The organism is Ochrobactrum sp. EDr1-4, assembly GCF_049199085.1.
In the GTDB taxonomy this organism is placed as follows: Bacteria; Pseudomonadota; Alphaproteobacteria; order Rhizobiales; family Rhizobiaceae; genus Brucella.
The window spans coordinates 108,359-121,997 of record NZ_JBLZOF010000006.1 but is presented as its reverse complement, the minus strand read 5'-3'; the positions used below and the strand labels follow the sequence as shown (position 1 = coordinate 121,997).

Sequence of the window (13,639 nt, the reverse complement as noted above, 5' to 3'; positions counted from 1 at the left end):
CGAAACTCGCCGGTCCACTCTCCGGCAAAATTCGGAGAATGATGAATGCAGTTAGAAGGCAAGGTCGCAATCATCACAGGGGCTGCGCGGGGCATCGGCTATGCCATCGCCAAACGCTTCCTGATGGATGGTGCAAGCGTTGTTTTATCGGATATTGACGGTACAGCCGCCACAAAAGCCATGAAAGATCTGGAGCAATTTGGCAAGGTTCTGTCGATTGCATGCGATGTCGGTGACAAGCTCGACATTCATAATCTGCTGACCTATGCCACGACCAATCTTGGCGAGATCGATATTCTCGTCAACAATGCCGGTATTGTGCATCAGTCCGATTTTCTAGACCTGAAAGAAGATGATTTCGACCGGGTGATGCGCGTCAATCTTAAAGGTGCATTTCTCTGCGGGCAGTCTGTTGCAAAACGCATGGTCGCACGCGTGGAAGCCGGTGGCGACGCTGGCAAAATCATCAACATGTCGTCGATCAATGCCATTTATGGCCTGCCGGAACAGCTCGCTTATTCTGTCTCCAAGGGCGGCATGAACCAGCTGACACGCACAATGGCAGTGGCACTTGCCAAATGGGGTATCCGCGTCAATGCGATTGGCCCCGGTTCGATTGAAACCGATATGCTTGCTGCGGTGAATACAGACAAAGAGGCACGCAAGAAAATACTCGACCGCACACCATTGGGTCGAATCGGTCAAGCCGCTGAAATTGCAGCAATTGCTTCATTTCTGGCCTCAAACGATTCGAGTTTCATCACCGGCCAGACCATTTATGCTGACGGCGGACGCCTACCGCTCAGCTACACGGCAGACCCGCGTTTTAAACCGTGAAAATCACGCTCACTCCTGACAGAGAGTTGTCAGGAGCACTGTGTCATAGTGCATTCTTACAGATGAGGGATTCACCATGGCACTCGCAATCGCACCACTGCTGGCAATTCTGAAGGAATACAGGCGCAGACAAAATGAACGTCGGCGCTTTGTGCTGACACAGCGCGCACTCGACAATCTTCCAAGCGAGCTGCGCAAGGACATGGGCTGGCCGGACCGTTATCTCGAACAGCGCCGTAACGCTGCCGATGAGAGGAAATAACACCATGGCGAAAACCAAAACGATCGGTTTTGTCTTCGTTGAGGGCTTTGCTGATTGGGAATATGGATTTTTATCGGCATCAGCACGCGAATGGTTCGGCGTAAACACCGTTTCACTTGCGCCCGCAGGTTTGGAAGTCCGTTCGCTCAGCGGCTTTCGGCTAACACCCGATCGCAGCACGGACCTGCAAGAAAATGCTGATCTCGACGCTATTGCCGTTATCGGCTCCGATCTATGGGCGACGCCACAGGCTCCTGATATGACGGCGCTCTTGCGCGCCATTGCCGAAAGATCCGGTGTAGTTGGTGGCATTTGCGGCGCAACACTTGCACTAGCCCGCGCGGGTATATTCAATGGCGTCAATCACACCAGCAATGGCCGCGAATGGATCGCGGAGCGCGCACCGCAATATGCGGGTGCTGATCGCTATGAGGATGTGCCGAATGCTGTTGCGGACAAACGCATCGTTTCGGCACCGGGTACAGCACCCGGCACCTTCGCTGCTGTTTTTCTAGAAACGCTGTTTCCAACCGAACGGGAACGTATTGGCCAAATGCGCGCGCTCTTTGCACGCGAATATACTTGAGATCACCATGCGCCGAGCAGACCGCCTTTTCCAGATTGTTCAGCACCTGCGCGGTGGCAGGCTTGTCACTGCGCGCCAGCTGGCCGAACGGCTGGAAGTCTCCGAACGCACCATCTATCGCGACATAGCCGATCTTCAATCAACTGGCGTTCCTATCGATGGGGAGGCTGGTGTCGGCTATATTCTGCGTCAGGGCTTTGAGCTACCGCCGCTGATGTTTACCCGCGATGAAATTGTGGCACTGGTAGCGGGCGCACGCCTGATCCGCGCATGGGGCGGTGTTTCTATGGCACGCGGTGCAGAAGAAGCATTGGTGAAGATTGAAGCCGTTCTGCCGAAGGAAGAACGCGCGCGCATCACCAGCACGCAAATTCATGCACCGTCTACATCTATCAGTGTGGATGAGCGGCGCATCATCGATGCCGTTGAACGCGCGGTCGATGAAGGCACGGTGCTTAATATCCGCTATCGTGATCTTGAAGCGCGTGAGAGTGAGCGCGATATCCGTCCGCTCGGCCTTTGGTTCTGGGGTAAGGTCTGGACAGTGATCGGCTGGTGCGAGCTGCGCAATGCTTTCCGCACGTTTCGCACGGATCGGATTATAGCTGCTGACAAAGCTGGTCGCACATTCCGCTCAGAACGCGGCAAAACACTGGCTGACTTTTATCGACTCATGGAATTAAGCGAATGGAATTCCTTTAAAGATTGAAACGCCATCCAGCTTAAAATGAAAAACCCGCCTGACCGGCGGGTTTTCTATGTTCATCGAAGACGATCTTATTCTTCGTCTTCGTCGGTGTTTGTGCTCTTCAGTGAAGAAAGCTTTGCGAAAACCTTTTCCGCATCCAGCTCTTCTTCTTCAGGAGCCACATCGCGGAAATCGAAGTTTTCGGTCGCCGATGCTGGCAGCAATGTGCTGTCGGCTTCGACAACAGGACGGCTGCGTGCTGCACGATCAACTTCAAGATCGAGATCAATCTGCGTGCAAAGACCAAGCGTTACCGGGTCCATTGCGGTCAAAGTTGCCGAATTCCAATGCGTACGGTTGCGAATCTGTTCGATGGTCGACTTTGTCGTTCCAACCAAACGCGAAACCTGTGCATCCTTCAATTCTGGATGATTGCGAACCAGCCAAAGAATCGCATTCGGACGATCCTGACGCTTTGAAAGCGGGGTATAACGTGGACCTTTACGCTTGGCTTCCGGTACGCGAACCTTTGGCTCGGAAAGCTTCAAGCGATGGTATGGATCCTTTTCGCCCTTCGCGATTTCTTCGCGCGAAAGCTGGCCAGAGATAACCGGGTCCAGGCCCTTAATGCCCTGCGAGGCCTCGCCGTCCGCAATCGCCTTCACTTCGAGCGGATGCAGCTTGCACAAGCCAGCGATCTGATCAAAGGACAGAGCCGTATTATCAACGAGCCAGACTGCCGTTGCCTTCGGCATAAGAAGCTGGGTGGCCATTAGATATAATCCTCTTGTTCGTCCGCTCCGGTAGGGCGGGCCGTGGGAAAAACCACAAATTCCGGGAAATCACGGTCTGTATATATTTTTTTTAAGCGCAGAGCAAGAAACTGCTGCCATCCCATCCCATGTTCTCTTTTCATTGAATAAAATCAGGCAACTTCGAGCACGATCTTGCCGATATGCTGACTGCCTTCCATGCGCTCATGCGCTTTGCACGCATCTTTCAGTGGGAACGTCATATCCATCACCGGCGCAACCTTACGTTCCGCCAGAAGCGGCCAAACTTTTGCTTCCAATTCACGCGCGATACCTGCTTTGAACTCCACAGAACGCGATCGCAATGTCGAACCAGTATGGGTGAGACGCTTGGTCATCAGGATTGCAAAATTCGCCGTAGCCTTAGCACCATTTAGAAAAGCGATCTGCACAATGCGACCATCTTCAGCCGCAGCCTTGTAGTTGCGATCAACATAATCGCCGCCAACCATATCAAGAATAACATCAGCGCCCTTGCCGCCGGTGAACTCCTTCACCACAGTGACAAAATCTTCATCACGATAATTCACCGCGCGGTCAGCACCGAGCTTCAGACAGGCTTCGCATTTGTCAGTGGAGCCAGCTGTAATGATCACCTTCGCACCAAAAGCCTTCGCAAGCTGAATGGCCGTGGTGCCAATGCCAGATGATCCGCCATGGATCAGCAGCGTTTCGCCTTCTTTCAAGCCGCCGCGTTCAAACACATTGTGCCAGACGGTAAAGAAAGTCTCCGGAATTGCGGCCGCTTCACTGTAGCTATAGCCAGATAGCAACGGCAGAGCAGTGCTTTCATGCACCGTCGCATATTCTGCATAACCGCCACCAGCGAGAAGCGCGACAACCGCATCATCGATACGATAACGCTTAACGCCTTCACCAATTGCTACAACATCACCCGCAATTTCCAATCCCGGAATGTCTGACGCTCCGGCTGGTGGGGCATAACTGCCTTGTCGCTGCAATACATCAGGACGGTTCACGCCCGCAGCGCGAACCCGCACCAGTATTTCGCCAACTTTTGGCTGAGGTACTGCGCGCTCAACAGGTTGCAATACATTCGCATCACCCGGCTGCGCGATTTCGATTGCAGTCATTTGGGAAGGCAATTCAGCCGTCATGATCAAAGCTCCTGTTTTGTCCTATCGTCGCATATTTGCCGCACATATCGGCATGCTGGGCAAATTCAGAGAAATCATCATCGATTTCTGGAAATATATATGCGAAGATTCAAGGTGTTAAATCTTTTCTCTCTTTATAAGCCCATCATAGACTCCGGAGGAAGGCCATGAGCGGTTTTGACGAAGATGTTACAAAACCACGCAACAGTGTGGTTCTTAGCGATGAAGAATTATCGCTGCTGTCGGTTATCGAAATCGACCAGCACATCGCTTTGCTCCAGTCCGAAATAGAACGCCTAAAAGCCGAGAGACTTAAGAAGGGAGACAGTCGCGCTGCGGCTGAAGCCCTTTTCCGCTAAAGCATGTCGCGGAAAAGTGGGAACCGTTTTTCCGATAACGACATGCGTAAGAACCAGGAGTTAGAGCGAGCGCTATGGATACGAATAAGTGCGACACGCTCTAAGACTGCCCTGTTTCGTCATCAATGATAAAGCGAAGTGGCATTAAAGCGACTTCATAAAATCCCGGGAACGTGATCTTGCGCATTTATATTCAGGTTCTGGCGCTGCTCTGCGGCACAGCCTTTCTGTTGATGGCCTCGGGCCTCCATGGTCTGCTTCTGCCGTTGCGCGGCGGGCTAGAAGGCTTCTCCGTCGCATCGCTTGGTTTGCTCGGCACCACATGGGCAGGTGGATTCGTTGCTGGCTGTCTGTTTGCACCGCGTCTTGTGCGGCGTGTCGGCCATGTGCGTGCTTTTGGCTGTTTCGCTGCCTCTGCGGCCATCATCGCACTTTTATCTGGCATCTATATCGATGCGGTGTCCTGGATCATTCTGCGCACATTTACCGGCTTCTCAATGGCAGGCGCTTTCATGGTCATTGAAAGCTGGCTCAACGAGCGCGCCACCAATGAATCGCGCGGCAAGATTTTCGGCCTCTATATGATGGTCAACTACGGTGCGACCATGAGCGGTCAGATGATGGTGGCGAATGGCGATATTCGTTCTGATCACCTTTTTATGATCACCGGCATTCTTTTCTGCTTGGCTCTTATACCAACCGCCATGTCCACTGCCGTCAGCCCTAAGCCACTGACCGAAGTGCAGCTTGACCTGAAGGCACTTTATCGCAACTCACCCGCCGCATTTGTCGGCTGTATCCTGATCGGCATTGCAAACGGTGCATGGGGCACACTTGGCGCAGTTTTCGGCGCAAAATCAGGCATTTCGACCCCGGAAATCGCGCTCATGGTCAGTGTGACAATTGCCGCTGGCGCTTTAATGCAAATACCCGTGGGTCGCATTTCCGATCTGATTGACCGCCGTTATGTGCTGGCTGGCGTGGCTTCACTTGCAGCCCTTGTTGGCCTTGCAGCCTTTATTATCGGTCCATCCAACGGCAAGGTTATCATCATCATGACCGGCTGTTATGGGGCACTTGCCTATGCACTTTATCCTGTCGCAGTAGCCCATGCGAATGACCACGCTACATCTGAAAGCTTCGTGAAAGTATCGAGTGGGCTGCTGTTGCTATATGGCTTCGGCACCATGCTCGGACCCTTGCTGGCTGCGGCTGCGATGGATATTTTCTGGCCATCAGGCCTGTTTGCCATCACAGCGCTCGCGCATATTTCGATAACGGGCTACGCGCTGTTTCGCTCCCGCAGACGGGCATCGATACCGAAATCAGAAAAAGAGCAGTTTAAGAGCATGCCATCGGTGAAGAGTGCAACGCCTGAGGGGATGAATCTCGACCCACGGGCGGAAAGCGAAGCCAATTAAATAAAGATGTTCGGCGGCTGTAACGCAGCCGCCAATATTTAAAGAATAATTGCTCGACATCGCTTATTTAGAGCGCATCCCCGAAAGTGGGTTTCCATTTTCTGACAAGATGCTCATTAAAACGAATATTCAGCGCGCCGATCTGATTTAATCAGATCGAAACGCGCTCTATCATAAGCCTATAAAAACGATGCAATATCAACAGTTAAGGGCGTTGAACACCGTGCTTGGGGATCAGTGACGCGTCACTTGAATTTTTAGCTTTTCAATCTGCTCTTTGAGAGCCAGCTTCTTGCGCTTGAGAGACGTAACATGCAGGTCATCAATTGCCGGTGACGCTAAAGCTTCGGAGATTTCCTCTTCCAAAGCGCCGTGCTTCTGTTCAAGCGTGGCAAGATGGGACTCGATAGCCATCATCAATTCTCCTTTGATTGATTTACCAAAGGACAGGGCCATGTTGCAGCTTTTGCCAACAAATGGCTCCATCCGCTCTCACCTGCGCAAACGCCCGGTAGTACACCTCCTGCTATCCGGGCCAGTTACGCAGTCCCGGCTGCCATTCAACAGTTCATTCAGCAACCGTTGTTCATGACAGAACAATGACACTGTGGCATGAGTTTGATGCAAAGTCGAATTTGTTTTGGTAGGATTTTCCAATCACGAAAAATGTGATAAAGGCTTCGCCTGAAACGGGTCTGCACCACTCTGGAGCGGCCCGTAATATTATTTTTAAGAAATGGGGCAAGCCGCATGTCCGATCAGGATCAGGCCGAAGTTAGATTGGTCGTCGCACGTCTGAAACAGGAACACGCGGATTTCGATGCAGCTATAAATGCCATGATGCAGGTCGGCTGCGATCAGCTGCGCATCCAGCGCATGAAAAAGAAAAAACTCGCAATCAAAGACAAGCTTCAGGAACTGGAAGATCAGGTCATCCCTGACATCATCGCCTGAGCATAACATAAAAGACGTTTCATAGCCGGGGTTCGCCCGGCTTTGTTTTTCAATCCATGATCTAAAGAAGCAGGACGGATCAATGAGCAGAAGTGCAGATGTCGCAATCATCATGGGAAGCCAATCCGATTGGGAAACAATGCGCCATGCTGCTGATACGCTTGATGCATTGGGTATATCTTTCGATGCGCGCATCGTCTCGGCACATCGTACTCCTGATCGCCTCGTTTCTTTTGCCAAAGGCGCAAAGGCTGAAGGCTTCAAAGTTGTGATTGCCGGTGCTGGCGGCGCGGCCCACCTCCCCGGCATGGCAGCAGCGATGACCCCGCTCCCGGTTTTTGGTGTGCCAGTTCAGTCGAAAGCACTTTCTGGTCAAGACTCACTTCTGTCCATCGTGCAGATGCCCGCGGGTATCCCGGTAGGCACACTCGCCATTGGTCGCGCGGGCGCTGTCAACGCAGCGCTTCTATCAGCGGCCGTACTTGCCCTTTATGACGACGCGCTGGCCGCACGTCTTGACGAATGGCGCACTGCACAGACCGAAAGCGTTGCAGAACGCCCATCTGATGAGGTCTGATATGACAGTTTCAGCGTTGAAGGCCGGTTCTACAATCGGCATCATCGGCGGCGGCCAGTTGGCGCGTATGCTCGCTATGGCAGCGGCACGCCTTGGTTATGAGACCATCATTCTCGAGCCGCAGGCAGATTGCCCGGCAGCACAGGTGGCCAACCGTCAGATTATTGCGGCCTACGATGACCCAGCAGCGCTTGCACAGCTCGCTGCGGCGTCTGACGTCATCACCTATGAATTTGAGAACGTTCCGGTATCAGCAGCTGACAAGCTTGCGGAATCGGCGCTCGTGTTTCCACCACCAGCCGCACTTGAGATTTCACAGGACCGCTTTACCGAAAAGCAATTCCTCAATGAAAGCGGCATCGAAACCGCCCCGTGGCGCCTTGTCGACGATGAAGAATCGCTCATTGCAGCACTCGCAGCACTTGGCGAACGCGGTATTCTGAAAACCCGTCGCCTTGGCTATGATGGCAAGGGACAAGTCCGCCTCACATCGCTTGACGAAAGCGAAGCGAAAAACGCGCTTCACGCGATCAAGCACGCACCGGCAATCCTTGAAGGCTTTGTCGCTTTTGAGCGCGAAGTTTCTGTGATTGCAGCGCGCGACCGCCAAGGCAATGTTGCGATCTTCGATATTTCAGAAAACGTCCATAAGGACGGCATTCTGTCGACTTCGACAGTTCCTGCAGCAATCTCAACCCAAACTGCCGAAACCGCTAGCAAGGCCGCTGAGAAGCTTCTTCATGCGCTTGATTATGTCGGCGTCCTTGGACTTGAGTTCTTCGTTCTTGCTGACGGCACATTGCTTGCCAATGAGTTTGCGCCACGCGTGCACAATTCCGGCCACTGGACGGAGGCTGCCTGCGCGATCTCGCAGTTTGAACAACATATTCGTGCCGTCGCAGGCCTGCCTCTTGGCGACACTATGCGTCATTCCGATTGCGTGATGGAAAACCTGATCGGCGACGATATTGAGCAGGTTCCGGCGATTCTCGCAGAATCGAATGCTGTGCTGCATCTCTACGGCAAGAAAGAAGCCCGCCCGGGCCGCAAAATGGGTCATGTGACCCGCATTCGCACCCGCGCACGCTAAGCATTACGCAGGAATCCATCAGATTCCTGCGTTTGTAGGCCCTGCGGCAAGATTTTCGGGACCAGTCTTCGTGAATCTGCGGCGCAGGAGTTGACATTCAGCTGAAATATTGTGTATTTCGGCCAACCCTTCGGGCAGGAATACTGCCTGTAACCAATTGGCGCCTTGGGCGCCTGTTTTTATGCCGCCCCGCGACACGTGCTGTCGATGGGCCCAACCAAGACCGGTGATTGACATGAAGATCAAGAATTCGCTCAAGGCGCTCAAGGGCCGTCATCGTGACTGCCAGCTCGTTCGTCGTAAGGGCCGCGTATACATCATCAATAAGACTGCTCCGCGCTTCAAGGCACGTCAGGGCTAATCTTATTTCTGATTTTGCATTTGACGTTTCGCTACGTATAATCAACATTATGCGTATGCGGAACGTTTTTGCTTATCCAATACATATCACGCTCCTATCGGTCTTTAGCGCAGCTTTGCTTATCACAAGCCCTGCCCTCGCCGATACGAAGCCTCAGCTGACCGCCCCTATCCTGCCTGTGCAGACCGGTGCCGACAGCGAACAAAAGCCTGCTCCCAAGCCTCAAGATCAAGCTGACCAGACGCCTGAAGAGCGTCTCGATAAGCTTTTTGCTGATCTCAAGCGCACATCGGATGCGACTAAGGCTCGTCGCCTGACGATTCAGATCAATCAAATCTGGCAGCAATCTGGCAGCGCCACGGTGGACCTTCTGGTGCAATGGGCCAATTCAGCGATGCTTGAAAAGCGCTATACATCAGCGCTCGATTTTCTCAATGAAGCCATCGCGATCAATCCCGATTACGCAGAAGCATGGAATCGTCGTGCGACGGTGTATTACCTGCGCAATGATTATGCGCATGCCATGTTTGACATCAATCGCACGCTAGAGCTTGAGCCGCGCCATTATGGTGCGCTAACCGGCATGGCGGACATTCTGCGCGCTCGTGGCCTCAAGGAACAAGCTCTGAAGGCCTATGAGAAAGCGCTCGAGGTTAATCCGATGATGCGTGATGCGCAGAAGAACCTGCTCGATCTCACGGAAGAGCTGAGCGACACCCGCACCTGATTCTCTCAAAGCGATACAAACAAAAACGCGCCCCGAAAGGAGCGCGTTTTTTCTTATCTGTGAAGCCCACCCAAAACTGGATGGAATTCGGAATTATGGTGAGCCGAAAATGGTGGGATTTGAGAACCGGCGCGCAGCGTACTTAACGTACGTGAGCACCGGAAGCGAAAAAACACACCATTTGCAGGCCACTCCGGCATCTGCCCAAAAATCGGAAATGATTTTTGGAAGGCACGATGCGTAGTTTCAATAATTTAGAGCGTCCTTTGTGCGTCCAATAGGACGCACGGCGCTCTAAAAACCGAATGCCGCCGGTTTTAGTCAGTAGAAGACTGACCGTCGGCTCCAATGTAGGCGATGCGAAGAAGGTTGGTTGCACCCGGTGTTCCAAATGGCACGCCAGCGGTAACGATCAGACGATCACCAGCTTTACCGAACTCTTCCTTGAATACGACCTGACAAGCGTGATCGACCATGTCTTCCAGATCATGCGCGTCTTCTGTGACAACGCAATGCAGACCCCAGACAACCGACAGACGACGTGCGGTTTCAACAATTGGCGACAGCGCGATGATTGGTGTACGAGGACGCTCGCGCGCCGCACGAAGACCGGTTGCACCCGAAGCCGTGTACGTGACGATTGCCGAAAGGTTCAGCGTTTCTGCGATCTGACGTGCAGCCAAAGCAATTGCATCAGAACCCGTTGGCTCAGGAATTGCGCGCTGCGCATCCAGAATGCCCGGATAGGTCGGCTCGCGTTCAACCTTTTCCGCAATGCGGTTCATCGTGGCAACAGCTTCAACCGGATACTGACCGGAAGCCGATTCTGCCGAAAGCATAACCGCGTCTGCACCTTCAAACACAGCTGTCGCAACGTCCGACACTTCAGCGCGGGTTGGAACTGGTGCGGTGATCATTGATTCGAGCATCTGCGTGGCAACCACAACCGGCTTACCAGCGCGGCGTGCCTTGCGGATCATCTGCTTCTGAATGCCCGGAACGCTTTCCAGTGGCATTTCAACGCCAAGATCACCACGGGCAACCATGATAGCGTCGGAGAGTTCAATGATCTCGTCAAGACGGGTGACAGCCTGCGGCTTTTCGATCTTCGACATCAGGCCGACCTTGCCACCTGAAATCTTGCGTGCTTCGATCAGATCTTCCGGACGTTGAATGAACGACAGGGCAACCCAGTCGATGTCTTCCTTCAGAACCGCGTCGAAATCCTTGTAATCTTTTTCGGTCAGAGCGCCGACACCCAACGTGGTATCCGGCAGGCTTACGCCCTTACGATCGGAAATGCTGGTTCCAGCAACAACCTTACAAACAATCGACTTACCGTCGCTTGATTCTGCAATCAGTTCCAGCTTGCCGTCATCGATCAGAAGACGATGACCAGCTTCCACAGCTTCCAGAATTTCGGGATGCGGAAGATAAACGCGGGTTTCGTCGCCCGGCTCTTGATTGTTGTCTAGCGTAAAAGTCTGACCAACTGTCAATGTGACTTTGGTATCTTTGAACTTGCCAACGCGAAGCTTTGGACCCTGAAGATCGGCCAGAATGCCGATCGGACGACCAAGTTCTTTTTCTACATTGCGGATGCGCTTCACAAGCGTACGCATCATGTCATGATCGGCATGACTCATATTGATACGGAAAACGTCTGCGCCTGCTTCAAAAAGCTGACGGATAACGGATTCCTCGCCAGACGCCGGGCCGAGTGTGGCGAGAATCTTGACCTTGCGGTTGCGCTTCATGGGTTATTCGTTCCTGTAACTGTGGAGTTTTCTAACGGCGTTTCGTCCGTGAGCTGTACCATCCAGCTCGATTGTTCCCCGGTATCGTATTCCTGAAAGCCATTGCGCTGGAAACCACGGGCAAAACAGTCCTGAACACCCGTGATGCGGAATTCTTTTTCCGCAACACACATGTTCACTTTGCCTTCCCAGCGACCGCCGCTCTGAGAATCTTCTGCGAAAAGATAATAATATCGGGAGGTCAACGGCCCCTCGATCAGCGTCTTGCAGGTGGAGCCATCAATATGCCACCAGCCCTCAGTCACCCAGCCGGCTTTGGCTCTGTAGCCAATGGAAACACCAACCAGATTCTGAGTTGAGTTACATACTCGAAAATCAGCGCGCGCTTCCATGGATGTCAGACCCAGAGCGCCCACAAGCACACTGGAAAACAAACCCAAAAACACTGGAAGTCGCATTCGCCGAACTCCTTCAGTCCGCAATCGCTTTTGTCTCACGCAAGGAAATCCTCTTTCGGTCGATCTCTTTTCGGCAGTTTCGCCTTTGATGTCAACGCAATCCCGGAGAGAACAAATCAGTTACAGCATTTCCAATCAAACTGCATAGCGATTTTCGCTCAATTTAAACGATTAGATTCCTGCCTTGCCTCAATCCGGAAACTCCTTCACCTTTCTTTTGAGAATGATCGTTGCAATACCGACTTTCTCATGACAGAGCTGAAACTACTTGCGATTTATGACAGAAATCCCACCCAAGAAGCTGCATCCATGTCATTTGATCCGTCATTTTCACCCGTCCATCAGGTCGATGGCAACCTTAGCCTTGGTCTGCTTCTGACTGCTGATCATGCCCGCCGTGATTTGCCTGCTGAATATGGCAATCTGGGTCTCGCGGAGAGTGAGTTTGAACGGCATATCGCCTATGATATCGGCGTAGAGGAACTGACACGGCAGCTCGCAGCCAAGCTTAACGCACCGGCGGTCATGGGTGGCTTTTCTCGATTACTGATTGATCCCAATCGCGGCGAAGACGACCCGACACTCGTCATGCAATTGTCAGACGGGGCGGTGATTTCCGGTAACTATCCAATGACACCGGAAGAACGCGAAAATCGCCTCGACCGTTTCTATCGCCCCTATCACGACGCCATTGCCTCGATGAGCACGCGGGTTGCTGCCGAAAGTGGCAAAGCACCGTTTATCGTCGCCATCCATTCCTTTACGCCAAACTGGCGTGGCAAAGACCGTCCGTGGCATATCGGGCTTTTGTGGGATTCCGACCCGCGTGGCGTTACGCCTTTTCTGTCCATGCTGCGCAATGAGGCCGGATTGGTCGTCGGCGATAACGAACCTTATGATGGCGCGCTTAAGAACGATGCGCTGTATCGCCATGCAACAGCCAGAGGCTATGCGAACGTGCTTATTGAAGTGCGGCAGGATTTGATTGCTGACAAAACCGGGTCAACACAATGGGCAGAACTGCTGGCGCCGATGCTGGCAAAGATCAACGCGATGCCTGAGATCCACGAAATCCGGCATTTCGGCTCGCGATCTGGCTTGGTTGGCTGATCCTTTGCCCGCTATCCACAGCCCATCAGCGATAAAAAGCGCATTTCTAAGCCCGATGGCTCTTAATTTTGCCTGCGACTCGCAGAAAAACTAAGTCCGACTTTCGGCAACGGTCCTGTTCCTGTAACGGATGACCTTTGACCCGCATTCATAATCGACTTTGAATTGGAGAAACGCGTGAGCGACGACATTACCAGCGAAGCCCAGACCATTGCTGTTGGCCAGTTGCGTGCTTTCATCGAGCGCATTGAGCGCCTTGAAGAAGAAAAAAAGACCATTGGCGACGATATCAAGGAAGTTTACGCGGAATTGAAGGGTTCGGGGTTTGACAGCAAGGTCGTAAGGACCATTATTCGTCTGCGTAAAAAAGAAGACCATGAGCGTCAGGAAGAAGAAGCCATGCTCCAGCTTTATATGGATGCACTTGGCATGGGTTGATTCTTGGACCCAAATTCCTTCTTCCTGAAATCATAACGCTGCGGCTCCGAATGGGGCCGCAGGCAAAGGAAGAGGATAGGGTCC

18 protein-coding genes are annotated in these 13,639 nt (G+C 52.7%); 13 read left to right on the top strand and 5 right to left on the bottom strand.

Translation table 11 applies throughout. The features are described from left to right. Window positions 1-45: 45 nt before the first annotated feature. From ACOZHT_RS17945 to ACOZHT_RS17930, 4 genes are all read left to right on the top strand, one after another. Entirely contained in the window at window positions 46-837 is a 792-nt protein-coding gene (locus tag ACOZHT_RS17945; RefSeq protein ID WP_339513157.1) for an SDR family oxidoreductase, read from the top strand. A 76-nt stretch (window positions 838-913) separates the two neighbouring features. Further along, entirely contained in the window at window positions 914-1,099 is a 186-nt protein-coding gene (locus tag ACOZHT_RS17940) for a hypothetical protein (protein WP_339513156.1), read from the top strand. Between the two features lie 4 nt (window positions 1,100-1,103). Further along, window positions 1,104-1,685: a DJ-1/PfpI family protein gene (locus tag ACOZHT_RS17935; RefSeq protein WP_339513154.1), complete on the top strand. Its 582-nt coding sequence runs from the start codon at window positions 1,104-1,106 to the stop codon at window positions 1,683-1,685. A gap of 7 nt (window positions 1,686-1,692) precedes the next feature. Continuing rightward, on the top strand, window positions 1,693-2,394 hold the full coding sequence (locus tag ACOZHT_RS17930) for a YafY family protein (protein ID WP_339513152.1): 702 nt from the start codon (window positions 1,693-1,695) through the stop codon (window positions 2,392-2,394). Window positions 2,395-2,462: 68 nt separating this feature from the next. Here the strand turns inward: ACOZHT_RS17930 and ACOZHT_RS17925 are convergent, their stop codons facing one another. Further along, window positions 2,463-3,146: a DUF1013 domain-containing protein gene (locus ACOZHT_RS17925; protein WP_339513150.1), complete on the bottom strand. Its 684-nt coding sequence runs from the start codon at window positions 3,144-3,146 to the stop codon at window positions 2,463-2,465. A gap of 152 nt (window positions 3,147-3,298) precedes the next feature. Next, window positions 3,299-4,303 carry an NAD(P)H-quinone oxidoreductase gene (locus tag ACOZHT_RS17920; RefSeq protein ID WP_339513148.1) on the bottom strand — a complete coding sequence of 335 codons (1,005 nt, stop codon included), beginning with the start codon at window positions 4,301-4,303 and terminating at the stop codon, window positions 3,299-3,301. A gap of 167 nt (window positions 4,304-4,470) precedes the next feature. Here ACOZHT_RS17920 and ACOZHT_RS17915 point away from each other — a divergent pair, with 167 nt between their 5' ends. Continuing rightward, complete coding sequence (locus tag ACOZHT_RS17915; RefSeq protein WP_250041148.1) at window positions 4,471-4,662, top strand: DUF1192 domain-containing protein; 192 nt, start codon at window positions 4,471-4,473, stop codon at window positions 4,660-4,662. Between the two features lie 179 nt (window positions 4,663-4,841). Continuing rightward, window positions 4,842-6,083 (top strand): MFS transporter, encoded by a 1,242-nt coding sequence (locus tag ACOZHT_RS17910; protein WP_339513145.1) that lies wholly within the window; start codon window positions 4,842-4,844, stop codon window positions 6,081-6,083. Window positions 6,084-6,317: 234 nt separating this feature from the next. On the opposite strand, the gene ACOZHT_RS17905 is transcribed toward ACOZHT_RS17910, so the two are convergent. After that, entirely contained in the window at window positions 6,318-6,500 is a 183-nt protein-coding gene (locus ACOZHT_RS17905; RefSeq protein ID WP_250041152.1) for a YdcH family protein, read from the bottom strand. Window positions 6,501-6,833: 333 nt separating this feature from the next. Between ACOZHT_RS17905 and ACOZHT_RS17900 the strand changes: the two genes are divergently transcribed. The 5 genes from ACOZHT_RS17900 (at window position 6,834) to ACOZHT_RS17880 (ending at window position 9,792) form a co-directional block, all read left to right on the top strand. Continuing rightward, a complete protein-coding gene (locus ACOZHT_RS17900; protein WP_339513143.1) occupies window positions 6,834-7,037 on the top strand; it encodes a YdcH family protein in 204 nt (67 codons plus the stop codon). An 82-nt stretch (window positions 7,038-7,119) separates the two neighbouring features. After that, the gene (gene purE / locus ACOZHT_RS17895; protein WP_339513141.1) at window positions 7,120-7,614 is read left to right on the top strand and encodes a 5-(carboxyamino)imidazole ribonucleotide mutase; all 495 of its coding nucleotides are present in this window, start codon (window positions 7,120-7,122) and stop codon (window positions 7,612-7,614) included. 1 nt (window position 7,615) lies between these two features. Next, window positions 7,616-8,704: a 5-(carboxyamino)imidazole ribonucleotide synthase gene (locus ACOZHT_RS17890; protein ID WP_339513139.1), complete on the top strand. Its 1,089-nt coding sequence runs from the start codon at window positions 7,616-7,618 to the stop codon at window positions 8,702-8,704. A 235-nt stretch (window positions 8,705-8,939) separates the two neighbouring features. Then, window positions 8,940-9,065: a type B 50S ribosomal protein L36 gene (ykgO, locus tag ACOZHT_RS17885; protein WP_075657282.1), complete on the top strand. Its 126-nt coding sequence runs from the start codon at window positions 8,940-8,942 to the stop codon at window positions 9,063-9,065. A gap of 115 nt (window positions 9,066-9,180) precedes the next feature. Continuing rightward, the gene (locus tag ACOZHT_RS17880) at window positions 9,181-9,792 is read left to right on the top strand and encodes a tetratricopeptide repeat protein (protein WP_421566185.1); all 612 of its coding nucleotides are present in this window, start codon (window positions 9,181-9,183) and stop codon (window positions 9,790-9,792) included. Between the two features lie 317 nt (window positions 9,793-10,109). Here the strand turns inward: ACOZHT_RS17880 and pyk are convergent, their stop codons facing one another. Continuing rightward, the gene (gene pyk, locus ACOZHT_RS17875; protein ID WP_339513134.1) at window positions 10,110-11,549 is read right to left on the bottom strand and encodes a pyruvate kinase; all 1,440 of its coding nucleotides are present in this window, start codon (window positions 11,547-11,549) and stop codon (window positions 10,110-10,112) included. After that, entirely contained in the window at window positions 11,546-12,007 is a 462-nt protein-coding gene (locus ACOZHT_RS17870) for a DUF1036 domain-containing protein (RefSeq protein WP_339513132.1), read from the bottom strand. The genes pyk and ACOZHT_RS17870 overlap by 4 nt, the downstream gene beginning before the upstream one ends. A 309-nt stretch (window positions 12,008-12,316) precedes the next feature. On the opposite strand from ACOZHT_RS17870, the gene ACOZHT_RS17865 reads away from it, so the two are divergent. Together ACOZHT_RS17865 and ACOZHT_RS17860 are read left to right on the top strand one after the other, a co-directional pair. Then, the gene (locus ACOZHT_RS17865) at window positions 12,317-13,117 is read left to right on the top strand and encodes an N-formylglutamate amidohydrolase (protein WP_339513312.1); all 801 of its coding nucleotides are present in this window, start codon (window positions 12,317-12,319) and stop codon (window positions 13,115-13,117) included. A 177-nt stretch (window positions 13,118-13,294) separates the two neighbouring features. Then, complete coding sequence (locus tag ACOZHT_RS17860) at window positions 13,295-13,555, top strand: DUF2312 domain-containing protein (RefSeq protein ID WP_007876730.1); 261 nt, start codon at window positions 13,295-13,297, stop codon at window positions 13,553-13,555. Window positions 13,556-13,639: the final 84 nt, after the last annotated feature.

What these genes read in the sequence shown, in the direction of transcription:
- ACOZHT_RS17865 (WP_339513312.1), top strand. Translation starts at nt 12,317, where the DNA reads ATGTCATTTGATCCGTCATTTTCACCCGTCCATCAGGTCGATGGCAAC.
- ACOZHT_RS17915 (WP_250041148.1), top strand. Translation starts at nt 4,471, where the DNA reads ATGAGCGGTTTTGACGAAGATGTTACAAAACCACGCAACAGTGTGGTT.
- ACOZHT_RS17935 (WP_339513154.1), top strand. Translation starts at nt 1,104, where the DNA reads ATGGCGAAAACCAAAACGATCGGTTTTGTCTTCGTTGAGGGCTTTGCT.
- ACOZHT_RS17940 (WP_339513156.1), top strand. Translation starts at nt 914, where the DNA reads ATGGCACTCGCAATCGCACCACTGCTGGCAATTCTGAAGGAATACAGG.
- ykgO (WP_075657282.1), top strand. Translation starts at nt 8,940, where the DNA reads ATGAAGATCAAGAATTCGCTCAAGGCGCTCAAGGGCCGTCATCGTGAC.
- purE (WP_339513141.1), top strand. Translation starts at nt 7,120, where the DNA reads ATGAGCAGAAGTGCAGATGTCGCAATCATCATGGGAAGCCAATCCGAT.
- ACOZHT_RS17905 (WP_250041152.1), bottom strand. Translation starts at nt 6,500, where the DNA reads ATGATGGCTATCGAGTCCCATCTTGCCACGCTTGAACAGAAGCACGGC.
- pyk (WP_339513134.1), bottom strand. Translation starts at nt 11,549, where the DNA reads ATGAAGCGCAACCGCAAGGTCAAGATTCTCGCCACACTCGGCCCGGCG.
- ACOZHT_RS17870 (WP_339513132.1), bottom strand. Translation starts at nt 12,007, where the DNA reads ATGCGACTTCCAGTGTTTTTGGGTTTGTTTTCCAGTGTGCTTGTGGGC.
- ACOZHT_RS17890 (WP_339513139.1), top strand. Translation starts at nt 7,616, where the DNA reads ATGACAGTTTCAGCGTTGAAGGCCGGTTCTACAATCGGCATCATCGGC.
- ACOZHT_RS17945 (WP_339513157.1), top strand. Translation starts at nt 46, where the DNA reads ATGCAGTTAGAAGGCAAGGTCGCAATCATCACAGGGGCTGCGCGGGGC.
- ACOZHT_RS17925 (WP_339513150.1), bottom strand. Translation starts at nt 3,146, where the DNA reads ATGGCCACCCAGCTTCTTATGCCGAAGGCAACGGCAGTCTGGCTCGTT.
- ACOZHT_RS17920 (WP_339513148.1), bottom strand. Translation starts at nt 4,303, where the DNA reads ATGACGGCTGAATTGCCTTCCCAAATGACTGCAATCGAAATCGCGCAG.
- ACOZHT_RS17900 (WP_339513143.1), top strand. Translation starts at nt 6,834, where the DNA reads ATGTCCGATCAGGATCAGGCCGAAGTTAGATTGGTCGTCGCACGTCTG.
- ACOZHT_RS17930 (WP_339513152.1), top strand. Translation starts at nt 1,693, where the DNA reads ATGCGCCGAGCAGACCGCCTTTTCCAGATTGTTCAGCACCTGCGCGGT.